This window comes from Bacillus inaquosorum KCTC 13429, from assembly GCF_000332645.1.
Classification (GTDB): Bacteria; Bacillota; Bacilli; order Bacillales; family Bacillaceae; genus Bacillus; species Bacillus inaquosorum.
Genome location: NZ_AMXN01000005.1, coordinates 35,998 through 53,659 on the forward strand (window position 1 = coordinate 35,998; position 17,662 = coordinate 53,659).

Below are 17,662 nucleotides of genomic sequence, written 5' to 3' on the forward strand. Positions count from 1 at the left end.
GCTCCTTTTATTTCAAATTTTTAGAAATCGATGGTTGTACCTTAACATGTCTGCTTTATTTGAAAAAGTGCCTGATGTCATACATTGGGGTATGTATTATAGACTAAGGCAATAAAAACCCCTAACTTTTTGGTGTATCTTTCTCAGACGAGATTGCTAAGAGGATCTCAAAAAACCTGCTGTAACAGGGACGGCAGGTTTTTTTATGGAGATATTAATTTGTATTGAGGCCTTCGCCATTCAGCCCTTCTTTTATATAGCCATTCACTAAACTATTAGAAAGCAAGCCAATATGGCCGATGCCATAAAGCTGAATATTTCTTGCTCCTTGCAGTCTGGAAAGACTGTTGACCACTATTTCATCATTTAGACTGTAGATAGATGTATAGAGGATTTTCTGATTTGGATCTGTGCCCGGCAGTGCTGTTGACGAAACTAAACCATTAGCCCCTCCAAGCGTTACGACATTTTGAATCTTATTGCCCCCGCCTAAATATTTAATATAGTACAGCGTGTTTGCGCCTCCCATACTATGAGCCACAATATCTACTTTTTTGGCTCCCGTTTCTTTTAGAACGCGGTCAACATATGAAGCGAGCTGCGGACCGTTATTTAGATTGTTCCCTGTTTTATCATAAAAATCAATTGCATACAGTTTGTTGCTTTGCCAGCCTTGAGAAATTAAGTAGTTTTTAATAGCGAAAAAGTTGTATGAGGCACCACTTATTCCATGAACAAGAACAACAGGATTATGTACTGATTCAGCTTTTGCGCTTGACGGCGGAGCGGCTAGAACAGATAGAATCAGCGATAAACAGATAGCGAATGTAATCAATACTTTTTTCACATTCATTCCCCCTTAAAATATTTATACCACCAATTTCCTATTATACATAAAACATCAATATAGTTAATATTTTTTCAGAAAATTAAATATATCATTTTTTATGATCGATGGAAATGAATCCGATATCTTCTCAAATCATTACATACCTTATATCTTCATTTCACGAGTAGACCGGGTTGTGTTCCCTTCCTCCCTTTTCTATAATAAGGGGAATAGGCAGTTAGGATCACAGATGAGCACTTGCTCATCTTTTGTGCGAAACAGCCATAGACACGGAGGATAGCATGAGAGTATTAAAATACGCCATATTAGGGCTTTTGCGAAAAGGCGAATTGAGCGGATATGATATTACGAGTTATTTTAAAGAGGAGCTTGGCCAATTTTGGAGCGCCAAGCACAGTCAGATTTATCCTGAGCTCAAAAAGCTGACAGATGAAGGATTTATCACGTTCCGGACAACGATTCAAGGCACAAAGCTGGAGAAAAAAATGTACACCCTGACAGACAGCGGAAAGCAGGAGCTGCACGACTGGCTGATCCGCCACCAGCCGATACCAGAGACGGTGAAGGATGAATTTATGCTGAAGGCTTATTTCATTTCTTGTCTATCACGGCAGGAGGCTTCCGACTTGTTCACAGACCAGCTGCTGAAACGCAAGGCCAAGCTGTCTGATCTGCAGGGAAGCTATGAAAAGCTTATGGCTTCAGCAGAGCCGATGTCGTTTTCTTCATCGGACTTCGGCCACTATCTCGTGCTGACGAAAGCGCTGGAGCGGGAGAAAAATTATGTTTCTTGGCTGGAGTCAATTTTGGCCATGATAGATAAGAATTGACCGGGAGCGGCCTTCTGGCTGCTCCGATACTTAATGCGGGGGAACGGACAATTGAAGGTGACATTGCGTGAATTAACAGGGGAACTGATCCGAGTGGTGCCGATGGATAAAAGCCATATTCAAGGTTTATATGAAGCTGCAAATGATGAAAACATCTGGGCGCATTTACCGAAAACCATCAGAACGCTGCATGATATGGAGGCTTTTGTTGAGGAAGCGCTGCAAGCGAAAGATTCGGGTGCAGAATGTCCATTCGTGATTATTCAACGCGAGACTGGCAAAATCGTCGGCACGACACGATTTCTGTATATGTCATCTGCTGCAAGAAGCCTTGAGATCGGCTGGACGTGGTTTCACCCTTCAGTGTGGGGCACCTCAGTCAACACTGAATGCAAATATTTGCTGTTACAATATTGCTTTGAACAGCTAAACACGATTCGGGTGCAGTTCAAAACAGATGAACGAAATATCAGATCACAAAAGGCCATTGAACGGCTGGGAGCAGTTAAAGAAGGCATATTGCGAAACCAAATGATCAGAAAAGACGGAACATTCCGCAACTCGGTATTTTACAGCATCATCGACAGTGAGTGGCCGTCCGTGAAACAACATTTGGAACAGAGACTGCAGCTTACAGAAAAAACAAAATGATTGAAAAAACATCTGCCCCGGGGGCAGATGTTTTTTTAGGCGCGGAGCGCTTTCAGCCCCACTATGAAGGTAATTGCTGCAAAAGCAAGCAAGATACCGCAGATCCCGAAAATATCTGTGACGTGCGCACCGTTAGCGATAATCTCAGTCAACCCGCTCATCGCCCACTTTTGCGGAAGAAATTCAGCGATAGATTGCATAAATGTCGGTTCAATGTCTATCGGCCAATACATTCCGCTTACCATACATGTTGCGATGACGAATAAGTTGCCGTACGCAAGCTGCTGTTCCGGCGTTCTGACATTGGCCGCAATCACCAATCCGATGCCGACAACTGTCAGCAGAAAAAGCGACACTAACACAATAACCGCAGCCGGATTCCCCCAGTTGATGCCAAACAGCCAATGGGATGCGAGAAGCAAGATGCCAAATTGAATCCAGCCTATGACAAAGAAGGACAGCACATACCCAGCACCGATTTCCGCTCGGCTGACAGAGGCTGTAAGCAACCTGGACCAGACGCCGTTTTTTCTTGCTTCAAGAATGGTTCCCGCCGCCCCCATCATGGTCAGCATGACAAACAGGATGGAAAAGCCTGCTGCTCTGGAAGCTATGTCACTTGCGTCTGCACCCTCTTTTTGATTGCTGAGTGTCTTTCGTTTTACGGCTGGCGCTGCATCTTCGTGATCTTTGGCGATAACCGTTTTATAAGCCGCCTTCCAGTTCTCTCCCGCTGCCTGAGCTGCCGTTTTCGCCGCGGCAACTTGAATATTGAGCTTTGCCAATGTGCTTTCCGCGTACTGTTTGACCATCGGCGCTTCCGACAGCTCCGGGCCGTGGCGGAAGATCAGCTCAGGATGTTTTCCTTTTTCCAGCTGTGCCTGAAATGAGCGGGATATGATAATGATCCCGGCAATTTTCTTTTGTTTCAGCTTTTCTGACGCTTTGCTTTCAGACATGTTTTCGAATGTATACATATCATCGTGTGACTTCAGCTGCCGAATGTAATGCTGCGAGAGAATCGTGTCGTCCTGATCAACGATCGCAAGCCGCAGCTTGTCGTCATTGCTGCCGAGCATCCCCCCAAATACAAAGGTCAGCAAAAGCGGGGCAGCAAACATCATCAAATAGTTCTGCCGTTTCTTGAAAATGAGAGAAAGCTCAATGCCGCAAATGGCTATGATTTTTTTCACCTTGGTGTACCTCCTTATCTTGTATGAAGCCGTCTGATACCAAGCACGAGCGAACAAAGGCCGATCGCCGCAAAAAGAAGCACAGGCTTTTGAAGGTCAGCCCAGCCTCCCCCTTCCATTAAAGAAAGAAAGCCGTCAAGCGCCCATCGATTCGGGACCGCTTTGGATACAGACTGCAAGAAGTCAGGAAATTGGTACAGCGGCAGCATGGACCCGCCGAGAACCGCAAGCAATTGAATGCCGAAGCCGCCTATCGCATCGGCCGATTTCATATCGCTGATGCACGACGCAAGCAGCATGGAAATGCCGGATACAGCTGCAGCGTATGAAAGCCCGAGCACACTCACAAACAGCAGATTATCGCCCCAGTCCACACCGAATACATTGATCGTGACGATCAGAAAAATAAAAAATTGTATGATGGCAAACAGATAGGTTCCAAGCCATTTTCCGAAGAGAATGGCGTATTTTTGCACAGGCGTCATCAGCATTCTGGCAAGCGTCTCCGTATCCTTTTCCTGTAAGAATGATTTCGCCCCGACTGTCATATGAAACAGCATAAACATGCAAAGCATTGCCGCCGAATAGTATTGAAAACTGGTAACGGCCTTGCTGCCGACTGATTTTTCCGCAATAGTCAGTTTGTCACCCGTTTCTTTTTCAAGCGTCTTTACCAGCTTTTCTTCAATCTGTGAAGGACCAAGTTTTCCTTGCTTTACAGCTGCCGTTTTGCTGACGTAGTCCATTGAGGCTGACGCGGCTTCCCGAACCGCTTTATATTGCTCTATAAAAGAGCCGGCGGCTGTTTCGATGATGGAACTTTTTAATGTTTGATCAGGGTCAGCATAGACAAAAGCTGACGTTTTGCCGGCTTCCCAATGACTCGGGATAACGATACCGACATCGATTTTCTTTTCATCAAGCAGTTTCTTCATCTCTTCTTCACTGCTGGCTTGTGTGACCTTTATCGACTTCATTTTTTTGAGCACATCTGTTTTGAACATGTTCGCTGCATCTGACTGGCCTGATTGGACATAGCCGACTTTGATGTCGTCAATCTGGCTGCCTCCGTCAACAACCGATCCGAGCGCCGCCCCTAAAATACAGGTCAGGATCAGCGGCATTAAGATAAGCATCATAAACCCTTTTCTGTCCGTGATTCTGATTTTGACATCTTTCCATGCGATCCATATGCTTTTTTTCATAGCCGTCCCTCCTTAATCCCGCAAAGTGCGGCCGGTCAGATTCAGAAACAGGCGCTCCAGATTCGGTTCCTGCACCTGAAGAGACAGCAGGTTTATATGATGGGCGGTTGCTTCCGCAAGCAGACTTGTGACGACTTTCTCATGATGAGCCGCAGCAATTTCAATTTTGAGCTCTGACTCATGTACTGTTACATCATTGACATGAGCCAGAGAACGGATCGCAAATAGAAACGCTTCGTCGATCCCGCTAACCGTGAGCTGAATGATGGTATCGCCTCCAAGGCGGCTGCACAAATCGGTTTTTGTGCCGATCGCAATCATTTCTCCCTGATCAATAATTCCGATCCGGTCGCATAAATACTCAACCTCTTCCATGTAATGACTCGTGTAGATCACCGTCATGCCCGTTTCATTGAGCTGTTTCACCGTTTCTAAAATATGATTTCTCGATTGAGGGTCGATTCCGACAGTCGGTTCATCCATGATCAGCAGCTCAGGCTTGTGCATTAAGGCGGCACCGATGTTGATTCTCCGTTTCATCCCGCCGGAGAACGTTTCAATTTTATCTTTGGCCCGCTCAGTCAGGCCGACATATTCAAGGACCTCTGCCGATCTTTTTTTGGCCTCGCCATGCGTAAGTCCGTACATTTTCCCCCAAAACATAAGATTCTCGTGGGCCGTCAGCGTCGGATATAAAGCAATTTCCTGCGGGACAACGCCGATTTTTTGTTTCGCTTTGGCCGTTTCTTTACCGATGACATAGCCGCCCACTGTGATGTTCCCGCTGTCATGCGGCACGAGGCCGGAAATCATCGAGATGGTTGTGGACTTCCCCGCACCGTTTGGCCCGAGCAGCCCGAACGACTCCCCCTTTTGGAGGGAAAAAGAAATGCCTTTCACGATTGTTTTTTTCCCATAGGCCTTTTTGATGTTTTCTGCTTGCAGCACGTCGTTTCACTCCTTTTTTAATCCCATTGCCATTGTAGAAAAAAGAAGGGCGTGCGGCATGTAGCGCCGGATAGAACATAAGGCATGAAAAAAAGACCTGTAAAAGGCCTTTTCAGAGAAATGTATATGCTGAACGTCATATGTCAAAAGACAGATACACCATATCTGACTGAATAGATGGCGGCTTGGGTTCTGTCTCTGACAGACAGCTTGCTGATAATGTTCGAAACGTGATTTTTCACTGTGCCTTCTGTAATGTACAGCTTCTCGGCAATTTCTTTGTTATTCAGCCCGTACCCCAGCTCAGCGAGAACTTCCATTTCACGATCGGTCAGGTCGTGCAGCTCCTTAGGTTTTTCTTTCTCGTTTATTCCTTTCAGCTGTCTTTCACGCTTCCATTCATTCAGCATTTGGGCAGTCAGTTCCGGAGGAAGCACCATACCCCCAGATTGAACAGTCATCACCGCTTTTACAATCGTATCGGCTGACATGTCCTTTAGCAGGTACCCGCTCGCTCCTTCTTCAAGCGCTTCAGCAATCAGCTCTGAATCCTTGAAGGTCGTCAGCATCAAAACCTTTACGCCGGGCAGCGAGCTTGTAATCAATTTTGTCCCTTCAACTCCGTTGGAAACCGGCATTCGGATGTCCATTAACACAATATCGGGCTCAAGTTCTTTCGCCTTTTCGAAGGCTTCCTGCCCGTTTCGCGCTGTTGCGATCACATCAAGCTCTTCTCTGAGCTGAAGCAGCGATGCCAGCCCTTCTCTGACGATATCCTGATCGTCGGTAATGATGATCTTAATCATGATAAACTCTCCTTTTGCTGCGCGGGCCCGAAGCTCCATTTTTTATTAGCCAGTGAAAATTTGGCGATCACAGTAAATCCTTGATCCCGTTCGCTCTCAAAGCGGATCATTCCGCCATGCTCCGCTGCCCGCTTTTTCATGTTCAAGAGACCAAAGCCGAGTGCCGCGTCGGGATTTCCTTTTCCGTCATCCTTAATGACAAGGCTGATGCTGTCCGGTGCGCAGGCAAGCTGGATCGAACAGGCCGTGGCACCGCCGTGCCGTTTAGCATTGGTCAGTGCTTCCTGCACCGTTCTGACCAGAGTCGGATGAAGAGACAGCGGGATCATCGCCGGATCACCGCTGACCGCAAAATCGGTTGTGATTCCCGCATTTTTGTAAAAGTCTTCTGTCAGCTGTTTCAACGTTTCGATTAACGAAGGTTCGTTTTCCGTTTGCAGGGTGCGCACTGATAAGCGGACATCATCAAGCGCTTCGCGGGCAAGCGTTTCACATACCCCGACCGTCTCCTCCGCTTTTTGGCTGTCTCTTTTTTGCCATTCACGCAAAAGCTGCAGCTGTACGAGGAGCGCCGTCATTTTGTGCCCGACTGTATCATGGATGTCCCTTGCCATTCTGTTCCGCTCATGAATGGCAGTCAGCTCTTCAACCTGCTTCGCATATAAATGCAGCTCCTGGTGCGCAGCAGACAGCGCCAAGTGTGACTCCGTCAGTTCCTGAAACTGCTGTTTTGCCGTTTCCTGCGTATCCAACAGCTTGCGGATTAATTTACCGACAACTCCGCAAAAGACAACGAATGTCATGCTGATACAATGATCCATCACATATTCATCGCCGAACATACGATATGTACGAATGAGCACAATCAGCCACATGATAAAACAAAAACAAAGGACAGACCATACTGTTTTCCGGTCAAACCCTTTCAAAAAAAAGGTAACAGCAACCGGGCTGAGCAATGTGATATATAAACCTGTACCCGGAAATATGAAACCGAATGAAAAGCCTACTGCAATATCAATCAGACAAAAAATAACGGCATACTTCTCTACTCTTAATAAGAGATGATTTGCTAAGAACACACCCGCACCGCCAGCGATGAACAAATACTCAAACCAGCGGTCATCTTTTACAAGAAAAAAGTAAACCGAACAACTTACCATTAAGGTGAAAATCCTAGTAAATATAAGAGCCTTCACGCTCATCACTCCCGTTACCCAATTCCTTTCTTATCATACCTGCCTCAGGTCATTTTTGACAGGAGTTTCTGGAAAATAAAAACCGCATATGGCTTTATGTCATATGCGGCGGTTCCACTTATTTATTTGAATTCAACCCAGACTGATCCTTGGTCTGCTGAACGCACGCAATTCTCAATCCAGCGGATGCCCTCGATTCCTGCATCAATGTCAGGATACACCAAGTTGTTCAAGGTTTCTTCATCTTCGCGTTTTTTAGCGTCAATTGCTATGGCAAACTTAAGATAAATATTGGCCCATGCCTCTGACAGCCCTTCGCTGTGTAAGGCGCCCAGACGTTCATCAGCACTGCACGCACCGTATAAATACGGCATGCCGCGAACGAGTGTCTGAATCGGCTCTCCCTGCACTTCATACGTCAGTTCGTTTGGCTTGCTGTCCCACCATTCGATGCTTGCTTTTGAGCCGACAATCCGGATTCTATGACCATCCATACACCCGGCATTGATTGATGATGTCCACATCGTTCCGACCGCTCCGTTTTCATAATGCATGAGCACATGTGCGTTGTCCTCCAGCGGCGCTCGGCTGCCGACGAAGCTTTGGCGGTCACACAGCAGCTCTTTGATTTTCATCTGCGGCATAATGAGCTGCGACATATAATACGTGTGGGTAGATAAATCGCCCAGCACAAAGCTTGGCCCGGCGATCGCAGGGTCGACACGCCATTTCTGTGCAGCGCTTATGTTTTCGCCCTCATCTGCTGCACAAAAACCGTGTGTATACTGCAAGTCAACCACACGAATATCGCCGATCTTGCCCTGCTCAATCATCGCACGCATTTGAAGGAGCATTTGATTGCCGGAAAAACCGTATGTCACGCCGACAATTTTCCCTTTTTTCTCTGCGAGCGCTTTGATTTCATAGCCCTCTTCTGAAGTGAAGAACAGCGGTTTTTCACAGATGACATGCTGATCTGCTTCAAGCGCCGCCTTACAGATCTCATAATGAGTGCCGTTCGGAGTGGCAATCGATACAACCTCTATGCCGTCCTCTCTTTTCGCTTCCTCCGCAAACATTGTTTGATAGTCGGGATAACAGCGTTCCGCATCCACTCCGAGGTTCACCCCGAAGTCTTTTCCTCTTCCGGCATCGATATCAAAGGCGCCTGCGGTTAATTGAAAGGCAGTATTGTCTCTCAGCGCTCCAATACGATGTTTATATCCAACCTGGCTGAGCCGCCCGCCGCCTACCATTGCCCAGCGCAGCGGTTTTGAAATGATTCTTTCTCCATTTAGCATCAGAAAAACCTCCTATTGGCTGATAGTTTGTTTTAAAGCTTCTATCGATGTACGGATGCCCGCTTCCGGTGACATCGTTAAGTCCTCCATTTCTAAGGAAACCTCACCGTCATACCCCATCATTTTTACGACTGAAAAAAATTCCTTCCACCACTGTAAATCCTGTCCGCAGCCGACAGCTACATAATTCCATGCCCGGTTTGCAGGATCTGTCACTTCTTTTGTTTCTAACAGCCCGTTAACCGCAGCTAAATGTCTTTCAATTCTGACATCTTTTCCGTGAACATGGTGAATGGCTTCTCCGAGCTCCCTTGCTGCGATGATTGGGTCTGCACCCATCCATAACAAATGGCTCGGGTCAAGATTCAAACCGACCATCGGGCCGACTGCATTTCTGAGCCGAAAGAGAGTCTCAGGATTATAGACTAATTGAGAGCTGAAATTTTCAAGCGCGATTTTTACAACACCGCAGGCTTCCGCTTTTTGGACAAGCTCCTTCCAATAAGGAATCGCAACCTCTTCCCATTGATAGTTGAGGATATCTTTTAAAACGGGAGGCCAGCTCACTGTGTATGTGATCCAGTTCGGCACTTTGTCGTCCGGGCCGCCGGCTGGCAGGCCGCTCATCATGATCACTTTTTTGACGCCTAATAATCCAGCCAGCTCCAGCGTTTTGTCCGTTACTTCTCTGTGCAATTTGCCCAGTTCGCCTGGATCCAAAGGATTCCCCGAGCAGTTTAAAGCGCAAAGTGTCATATTCCGCTTTTCCAGCGCTGCTGAAAACTCTTCTCTTTTGTGGCTGCTTTGCAGCAGTTCATCAAGATTCAAGTGAGGCGCAGGCGACCAGCCTCCGGTTGTCATTTCAAGCGTATCAATGCCAAGCTCCGCGGCAAAATCGAGCATTTCTTCAAAAGGCAAATGTCCTAAGCTGTCTGTTACATAAGATAGTTTCATTGATAGATTCCTCCTGGTATCTGCAGATTACGATAAGTGAGTTGTTTGATTTTGGATTTCCTGATCAGCGCGGCGGCCATACTGGCGAAAGGAATGCTCAAGCTGTTCAAGTGACCGCCCTTTTGTCTCAGGCACATATTTTTTCACAAATAGAATCGCTAGGATATTCATAGCGACAAAGATAAAAAATGTCGCCGACATCCCAATATGATTGAGCAAAATGGGAAAGGTGAATCCAATGAGAAAGTTAGCTGTCCACAAGCAGAAGGTGCTGATCCCCATGCCAAGCCCCCGCACATGCATAGGAAAGATTTCCGAGAGCATCAGCCACGTCACCGTAGAAATGGCAGCCTGCTGAAACGCAAGAAACAAAACGGTCAAACTCAGCACAACATACGGCAGGGCGGGTGTTCCTTCAAGGACAATGGATAAAATCCCGATCAGCAGAAGGGCTGTCATCGTGCCAATCTGTCCGATGATCAGCATGGGCCGGCGGCGGACTTTGCCGAGAAGCCATATCCCAAAAATGACCGCGATAACTGAAATAACACCGTTTGCAATATTGCCGATTAATGCAGCTTCTGTTTGAAAACCGGATTCTCTCAGAATTTCTGTCCCATAGTACATGATCGAATTGACACCGGTAATTTGCTGTACGATGGCGATTCCGATCCCAATGAATAGAATGCGTCTGATCCACGGCTCTTGAAAACCATGAAAGCCGGCCTTTTTTGCTGTGCCCTCAATCGCATGTTTGATTTCTTTTATTTCCTGCTGTGCCCGGCTGTCTTCACGGATTTGCCGAAGCACCCGCAGAGCGTCACCCATTCTGCCTTTAGCCGCCAGCCAACGCGGGCTTTCAGGTACGATGAGCATTCCGAACCATAACACAACAGCCGGAAGTGTCGCGATGACCAGCATATACCGCCATACATTTGCGCTCTCCCCCATTGTGCTGCCGATAATGGCGTTAAAGGTGTATGCCAGCAGCTGGCCAATTACGATCATCAGTTCATTTTGTGTCACGATTCGTCCCCTGCGTTCTGCCGGCGAAATTTCCGCTAAAAAGGTTGGAACCGTTACAGAAGCGCAGCCAACCGCCAGTCCGAGCAGAAAACGAAAGGCAATCATCACGGACGCGTTTGGTGAAAAGGTACAGCCAAGTGTGGCTGCGATGAAGAGTAAGGCTAAATAAAGGATCGTTTTTCGGCGGCCGTGCCGATCGGACAGACGTCCTCCAAACATCGCCCCGAAGGCTGCCCCGAGAAGCAGGGAACTCGCAACCAGTCCTTCTGTAACAGGTGTAAGATTGAGTTGGCCTGCAGTTGCCATAAAAGGAAGTGCCCCATTAATGACACCCGTATCATAACCGAACAACAGGCCGCCGAATGTAGATACCAATGTAATCGTTCGTAAAAGCCCTTTATGAGCTAAGCTTTCTTTTTCTTTTACAGCCTCTTTCTTTTTTGTACTCACGGTTTCTTCCCCTTCTTTCAAGAATGGCAGAGCACCCGACACCAAGCATAAGCCAATGCATCCCTCCTTCAGAACATTCATTGTTGTAACCGCTTTCTAAGGAGATTATAAGACAACGAGATTTCTCGCGTCTTTATCTTATGAAGACATTGTTTTGTCATTTCAGGCCATCTTATTCGTGCGGCTTGGCCTGTTCGATTTTTTGAAAAGATTTATTGATTTGAAATGCGGTCATTTTTGAGTCTTTATAAAGGGAGCGGAAAAGCCCTGGAGAGCTGCCGATTTTAGCGGAAAAGACGCGAGTGAAATAATGTACTGAGAAACCGATTTCTTCCGCTACTTCTTTAATCGATAGATTCGTTGATTTCAGCAGCTCGGCAGCTTTGTTTATTTTTTCATTTTGGACAAATTCTGAGTAGCTGACGCCCAGTTCTGCTGCAAATAAACGTGATAAGTGCCTCCCTGAGATATGAAAGTGGCTGGCGACATCCGTCAGCTTTAACGACTGTGACAGATTGTCTTTTATGTGCAGTTTCACCTCTGTCAGCAAAGCAGAAGATGGCTGAATGGGCTGCTTTTGTTTCGGACGATGGGCGGACGGGAGAAAGGTTTGGATTAATGACAGGATCAATGCATGCGACAAATGAGATAGGATCTCTTTGTCAAAAGCATCGACAGGGTGCGCTGCTTGCAGCATTAACGTTTTCCAAAGCAGGCCCGGCGGTTCACCATCTTTCAATTGCATTGTGATAAAGGGGCTTTGTTTCACTTCTTCCATCACTTTGATCCATTCGGCGCTTGACTGATCCTCGCTCAGCTCGAAAGCGACGTAAAAAAGGAACAGCCCTGTTTCACTTTTGATTTGATGCAAATGCTCCGGCTTTGACAAAAAAATCGTCTGTTCACGAAGCGGATATGTACGATCGCCTTCAAGGTAATATCCTTCACCTCTTACGACGTAACAAATTTCATAAAAGGAATGCTTATGAAGCAGTGTGTTATAGTGGTTCGTCATCGCTCCCCAATAGTGGACGTAAAATGAAACATCCTTTTGCTCTAAGCGATGCACATATTGATTTAATGCTATTTTGCCTGTCACAAGGTGATTGAGTTCCATGTAAACGCCTCCTAACAAGTTGGTTCTCCCATCATAACAAGGCGGACAAAAATAAAAAATCCCCCTGCCGTTTTTTCGGCAAAGGGATTACAGTCAAATCACAAATCTAATATGGGCGCCGGAAACAGGATCTTTCACCCGGAAGCTGTTTTCCGTTTCTTCGATCGAATATCCGGCACGTTTGACTCGGTCTGCCACTCGATCCAGTTCCTCTTGATGAGGCAGGACAACCGTGTAATAGTCTAGTCCGCTGGCATTTGTCGGTTTAGGCGGCGCGTTTCTTCCCGCCCAAATATTTAAGCCGATATGATGATGGTAGCCTCCGGCTGAAACGAAGAGAGCGGACATGCCCGCATAGTTTCCGACAATATCAAAGCCCAGCACATCCGTATAAAACGCTTTTGCTTCGTTTAAATCACTGACATGCAGATGAATGTGTCCGATAATTGTATCGTTCGGAAGCGCTGCTTTCCGCTCATCTCCGGCCACTTCAAGAAGACCCTCAATGTCAACAGCGGTTGTCGTCATGACGTAGTTTCCTTCACGATCACGCTGCCACGTGCTGCGGGGGCGGTCAGCGTACATTTCAATTCCGTTTCCATCAGGATCAGACAGGTAGAGTGCTTCACTGACAGCATGATCCCCATGTCCGATGGCAATGCCGTGTTCAATCAGGCGGGCGAGCGCGATACCAAGTTCCTTCCTGTTCGGAAGAAGAATTGCAAAGTGATAGAGGCCCGTCACAGACCGTTCAGGCAAGACGACGGCGCTCTGATTTTCTTCGAGAACAAGCAGGACGCGTTTTCCGTCAGCCGATAGTTCGGCTTGGCGATCCGTCTTTTTTAAGACTTGAAAGCCGATGACGTTACAGTAGAACTGAAGGGAGCGCTCCAGACTGCGGATTGTGAGTTTGACATAGCCAATGTTTGTATCCTCATGAATGCTGGTCATGCTGTATGCCTCTTTTCTTATGCTGATACGTTTTCGCTCTTTTTTGCTTTAAACACAAGTGGGTCTAACGCAAGGAAACGGCTTCCGGAAAGAGCCAGGTGGATTGATGTCAAAAGCAGAAGGTAATCAAATTCTGCATTGCCCATGAATGGCGCTTTCAGCTTGACTGTAATGATGGCTCCGATCAGCGTGAGGGCAAACAGAACACCGACAATGCGTGTAGCCAATCCGAAGAAGACAAGCACTCCGCCAACGAGTTCAATCGCTGCAATGACATACGCCATAAAGCTTGGAAGGCCTATGCTGCCGAAAAATTGGATGGTTCCTTCCATCCCCTGAAACTTAGATAAACCGTGAACAAAAAAGATAATACCTGTAATAACTCTTAAAAGTAATGTGCCAATTTCAAATGATTTATTCATTTTATCCTCCTTGATAAATGTTATCACTTACTTAATGTAAGCTAGTATATATACATAACTTGTTTACGTCAAGTAATTTTGTTACATTTTACGAAAATGAAATAAAAGTACTATAAAACTGTAACAAAAAAGACCTTTGTGCATGACAAAGGTCTATTTCTCAAATTGGCTTTTATATAAGTCACTGTAAAATCCTTTTTGCCGGATCAGTTCTTCATGGCTGCCTTTTTCAATCATTTCGCCGTCTTTCAGCACCACAATCTGATCCGCTCTTTGAATGGTGTTCAGCCTGTGGGCGATGATGACGCTTGTTCTTCCCTCCATTAAACGGGCGAGCGCTTCTTGAATGTTGACTTCTGTTACGGTATCAATGTTGCTTGTCGCTTCATCCAAGATGAGAAGAACCGGATCGGCAAGCACCGCACGTGCAATGGAAATCAATTGTTTCTGTCCTTGGCTGATGCCCGATCCGTTTTGCGTCAGCACTGTGTCATACCCTTTTGGCAGCCTTTCAATAAAGCTGTGGGCGTTCGCTGTTTTTGCCGCGGCTTCGATTTCCTGATCAGATGCATCGAGCCTTCCGTAGCGAATATTTTCTCTGATCGTTCCTTGAAACAAAAACGAATCCTGCAGGACAAACCCCATGTTTTTCCGCAGGCTTGCTCTAGTGAGGGTTTTAATATCTGTACCGTCGATTAAAATCCTTCCCTCATCAGGCTCGTAAAAACGGGCGAGCAGGTTGGTGACAGTTGTTTTCCCCGCTCCCGTCGGTCCGACAAACGCGATGGACTGTCCGGCAGGCACTGTAAACTGTAAATTCTTCAGTGTCTGCTGCCCTTCATCGTAACCGAAGGACACATCCCGGAATTCAATACTGCCTGTTTGGATCGGCTGATGCACGGCGTTCTTTTCATCCTCGCGTTCTTCTTTTTCATCAAGCACGTCAAACACCCGTTCAGCGCCGGCAATGGCGGACAGCATCGTATTAAACTGATTGGCCAGATCGTTTAAAGGGCGTGTGAATTGCCTTGAATACTCGGCAAAGACGACGATCGAGCCGATCGAGATCCAGCCTTTCAGCGCGAACAAACCGCCGATTGCGGCAATCATTGTAAAGCTTAAGTTATTCAAAGAGTTCATGACTTTCGGGATAAACCCGGAAATCGTCTGTGCCCAGAAGCCCGAGGTCTTGAGCGCAGCGTTTTTTTTGAGAAATTCGGCAGTGATCTGCTTCTCACGCGAATAGGCTTTGATGACCTTTGCGCCGGAAACAGATTCCTCAATATATCCATTCAGCTCACCAAGGTTTTTCTGCTGTTCTTTAAACAGCTTTCCCGTCCGGTTGGTGATCCATTTCAGGCTTACTGCCATCACCGGAATGATGGTCAGGGTAATCACTGTAAGGAGCGGGCTCATGTACAGCATCACTGCAACCGTTCCGACAAAGGTGATGACGCTTGACAGAATTTGAATGACCGACGTGTTTAAAGTAGAGCTGACATTTTCGATGTCATTTGTCACCCGGCTCATCAGCTCACCGTGCCGCTGTTTATCAAAAAACGGAATCGGCAGCTCATGCAGATGGGTGAACAACTCGCTTCTCATTCTGAAAACAGTGCCTTGCGAAATCGTAATCATCCAATAGTTTTGAAACCAGAGTGACAGTGACTGAATAATGTAAATGACGAGCAGAAGAAGCAAAACGGGAATCAGTCCGCTTACCGTTCGCCCGACGATGAAATGGTCGATGGCCTTTCCGATCACAAAGGGGCCGAGGAGCCCGAATATCGCGCTGATGACAACCATCAGCATGACAAGGATAAGCAGTCCTTTCCGTTCAGCCAAGTAAGACCAGATTCGTCTCAGTGTGCCTTTTGTATCCTTTGCTTTCGCCCGCTTTTTTGCACCTTCTTTTTTGTCGATTGGCAGTTTGGGATATTGGAAAGGCTTGCGGATGTCTTTTAGCATGACTCGCTCCCCTCCCTTCCGAATTGCGACTCGTAAATGCGTTTGTATAACTGAGATTCAGAAAGCAGCTCACTGTGCGTGCCTTTTTCAATCAGTTCGCCATCCTCAAGCAGCAAAATCTTATCAGCTCTCATCGCCGTGGTCATTTTTTGCGTAATGATCAAGGTTGTGCACTCATATGCGCTGATTGCCTCAAGCAGCTTCGCCTCCGTCTGCAGGTCTAGCGCGCTTGTGCTGTCATCTAAAAGAAGGATGGCCGGCTTTCGGATCAGCGCCCGCGCAATGGAAATCCGCTGCTTCTGGCCGCCGGACAGGTTGACGCCTCTTTGTCCCAAAACAGTGTCATACCCATTCGGGAGCTTCATAATCGTTTCATGAATTTGCGCATGTTTGGCCGCTTCCATTATTTCATCAAGTGAAGCATTTTCTTTGCCCCAAGCGATATTTTCTTTGATTGTGCCGGAAAACAAAAGCACTTCCTGCGGTACATATCCAATTTGCGTGCGAAGCCCCTCTGCCGGAAAATCATGAATCGGCTTTTCATCTATGTAAATGCTTCCTGAATCCGGCCGATAAAGCCGCGGAATGAGCTGAAAGAGCGTGGACTTGCCCGATCCCGTCGCACCGAGAATCGCGATCGTTTCCCTCGGCTTTGCGGAAAATGAGACATTCCGCAGCGCTTCTCTGTCCATTTCAGGATAACGGAAGGATACATGCTGAAACTCAATCCGTCCTGACAAACGACCTGGTATGATGCCTTCTTCCCGCTCATCGCCTTCCGTTTCAAGCACCTCGCCGATTCTATCCCCTGAAGCCTTCGCCCGGGTGAAAATCATAATCAAAAACGGAAACATCGAAAGCGCGCCCGTAATTCGTGTTGCGTAGTTAATAATCGCGACAACATCACCGACTTGAGTGCTTCCGTTCGTGATACTGTGTGCACCTGCCCACAAAATCAAAAGGATGCAGAGGTTCATCAGCAGCATCAGCACAGGCATCGTGAATTCCACAAGCTGAAAGGCTGAAACTGTTTTTTCCATCAGCCTCGTGTTGGCTTTGATAAATCTTTTGACCTCGTGGCTGCCGCGAAGTAGCGCTTTGATCAGCTTAATCGCTGTTAAGTTTTCCTGCATGACGGTATTCACCTGATCCAGCCGTTTCTGCACTGAACGGAACAGCGTCCCGCCTTTCTTTAATACCCATAGCAAAAACAAGATCAGGATCGGAATGGTCACAAGCAGAAAAAAGCCGAGCTTCACGTTAACGGTGAGTGACAGCACAATACCGCCTACAATCATTAACGGAGCCCGCAGCATAAACCGCAAACTCATAAAAATCATGTTTTGAACCTGTGTGACATCGTTTGTCAGCCTTGTGATATAAGAAGAGGACGAGAACTGTCCAAAAGTAGAATAGGAGAAGGACTGGATTTTTTGAAAAAGCCCTTTTCTCGTATCGTAGGAAAAGCTTTGGCTGACATGGGCGGCATAAAAGGAATTCAGCATTCCCGCTGCAAATGATAACACGGTCAGTCCGATCATGACCGCCCCCCATGTCCACACATGCCGGAGATCTTGCTTTAAAATCCCATCGTCAATGATTTTTGCGATAAGTAAAGGCTGCATCAGCTCAACCGCAAGCTCCGTCAACATGAGAATCAGCGCAATTCCCACCAGCAATGAGTATGGTTTTAAAAACGATAAAGCCTTTTGCATGTAAAAGCCTCCAAACCCCTTTTTACTCGATTGTCTCTTTCTTTACTTTACTATGACGGTCTTTTTGACGGCAAAC

16 protein-coding genes are annotated in these 17,662 nt (G+C 46.8%); 2 read left to right on the top strand and 14 right to left on the bottom strand.

Annotation, left to right across the window (positions count from 1 at the left end; genetic code table 11):
- Positions 1–214 precede the first annotated feature (214 nt).
- Positions 215–847: an esterase EstB gene (gene estB / locus BSI_RS07520; RefSeq protein WP_003239746.1), complete on the bottom strand. Its 633-nt coding sequence runs from the start codon at positions 845–847 to the stop codon at positions 215–217.
- 284 nt (positions 848–1,131) lie between these two features.
- Between estB and padR the strand changes: the two genes are divergently transcribed.
- Entirely contained in the window at positions 1,132–1,680 is a 549-nt protein-coding gene (padR, locus tag BSI_RS07515; protein WP_003239748.1) for a transcriptional regulator PadR, read from the top strand.
- A gap of 51 nt (positions 1,681–1,731) precedes the next feature.
- Positions 1,732–2,331, top strand: coding sequence for a GNAT family N-acetyltransferase (locus tag BSI_RS07510; protein WP_003239751.1), 600 nt, complete (start codon positions 1,732–1,734; stop codon positions 2,329–2,331).
- A gap of 35 nt (positions 2,332–2,366) precedes the next feature.
- On the opposite strand, the gene lnrN is transcribed toward BSI_RS07510, so the two are convergent.
- The 13 genes from lnrN to BSI_RS07445 all read right to left on the bottom strand — a co-directional run bounded on the left by lnrN (position 2,367) and on the right by BSI_RS07445 (position 17,586).
- Positions 2,367–3,524, bottom strand: coding sequence for a linearmycin resistance permease LnrN (lnrN, locus tag BSI_RS07505; RefSeq protein WP_003239752.1), 1,158 nt, complete (start codon positions 3,522–3,524; stop codon positions 2,367–2,369).
- Positions 3,525–3,538: 14 nt separating this feature from the next.
- Positions 3,539–4,729, bottom strand: coding sequence for a linearmycin resistance permease LnrM (gene lnrM / locus BSI_RS07500; RefSeq protein ID WP_003239753.1), 1,191 nt, complete (start codon positions 4,727–4,729; stop codon positions 3,539–3,541).
- Positions 4,730–4,741: 12 nt separating this feature from the next.
- Complete coding sequence (lnrL, locus tag BSI_RS07495; RefSeq protein ID WP_003239755.1) at positions 4,742–5,677, bottom strand: linearmycin resistance ATP-binding protein LnrL; 936 nt, start codon at positions 5,675–5,677, stop codon at positions 4,742–4,744.
- A 143-nt stretch (positions 5,678–5,820) separates the two neighbouring features.
- A complete protein-coding gene (gene lnrK, locus BSI_RS07490; protein WP_003239759.1) occupies positions 5,821–6,483 on the bottom strand; it encodes a two-component system response regulator LnrK in 663 nt (220 codons plus the stop codon).
- Positions 6,480–7,682, bottom strand: coding sequence for a two-component system sensor histidine kinase LnrJ (gene lnrJ, locus BSI_RS07485; protein WP_032732195.1), 1,203 nt, complete (start codon positions 7,680–7,682; stop codon positions 6,480–6,482). The genes lnrK and lnrJ overlap by 4 nt, the downstream gene beginning before the upstream one ends.
- Before the next feature lie 122 nt (positions 7,683–7,804).
- Positions 7,805–8,986, bottom strand: coding sequence for a Gfo/Idh/MocA family protein (locus BSI_RS07480; RefSeq protein ID WP_080030862.1), 1,182 nt, complete (start codon positions 8,984–8,986; stop codon positions 7,805–7,807).
- A gap of 9 nt (positions 8,987–8,995) precedes the next feature.
- A complete protein-coding gene (locus tag BSI_RS07475; protein ID WP_003239765.1) occupies positions 8,996–9,937 on the bottom strand; it encodes a sugar phosphate isomerase/epimerase family protein in 942 nt (313 codons plus the stop codon).
- Positions 9,938–9,964: 27 nt separating this feature from the next.
- Positions 9,965–11,413: a sugar porter family MFS transporter gene (locus BSI_RS07470; protein WP_032732210.1), complete on the bottom strand. Its 1,449-nt coding sequence runs from the start codon at positions 11,411–11,413 to the stop codon at positions 9,965–9,967.
- 172 nt (positions 11,414–11,585) lie between these two features.
- A complete protein-coding gene (locus BSI_RS07465) occupies positions 11,586–12,530 on the bottom strand; it encodes a helix-turn-helix transcriptional regulator (protein ID WP_003239769.1) in 945 nt (314 codons plus the stop codon).
- A gap of 93 nt (positions 12,531–12,623) precedes the next feature.
- Positions 12,624–13,481, bottom strand: a complete 858-nt coding sequence (gene catE / locus BSI_RS07460; RefSeq protein WP_003239770.1) for a catechol 2,3-dioxygenase — start codon at positions 13,479–13,481, stop codon at positions 12,624–12,626.
- A gap of 17 nt (positions 13,482–13,498) precedes the next feature.
- Complete coding sequence (gene catD, locus BSI_RS07455) at positions 13,499–13,903, bottom strand: DoxX family oxidoreductase CatD (protein ID WP_003239773.1); 405 nt, start codon at positions 13,901–13,903, stop codon at positions 13,499–13,501.
- Positions 13,904–14,056: 153 nt separating this feature from the next.
- Positions 14,057–15,871, bottom strand: a complete 1,815-nt coding sequence (locus BSI_RS07450) for an ABC transporter ATP-binding protein (RefSeq protein ID WP_003239775.1) — start codon at positions 15,869–15,871, stop codon at positions 14,057–14,059.
- Positions 15,865–17,586, bottom strand: coding sequence for an ABC transporter ATP-binding protein (locus tag BSI_RS07445; RefSeq protein ID WP_003239777.1), 1,722 nt, complete (start codon positions 17,584–17,586; stop codon positions 15,865–15,867). Before BSI_RS07445 ends, BSI_RS07450 begins: the two co-directional genes overlap by 7 nt.
- Between the last annotated feature and the right edge of the window lie 76 nt (positions 17,587–17,662).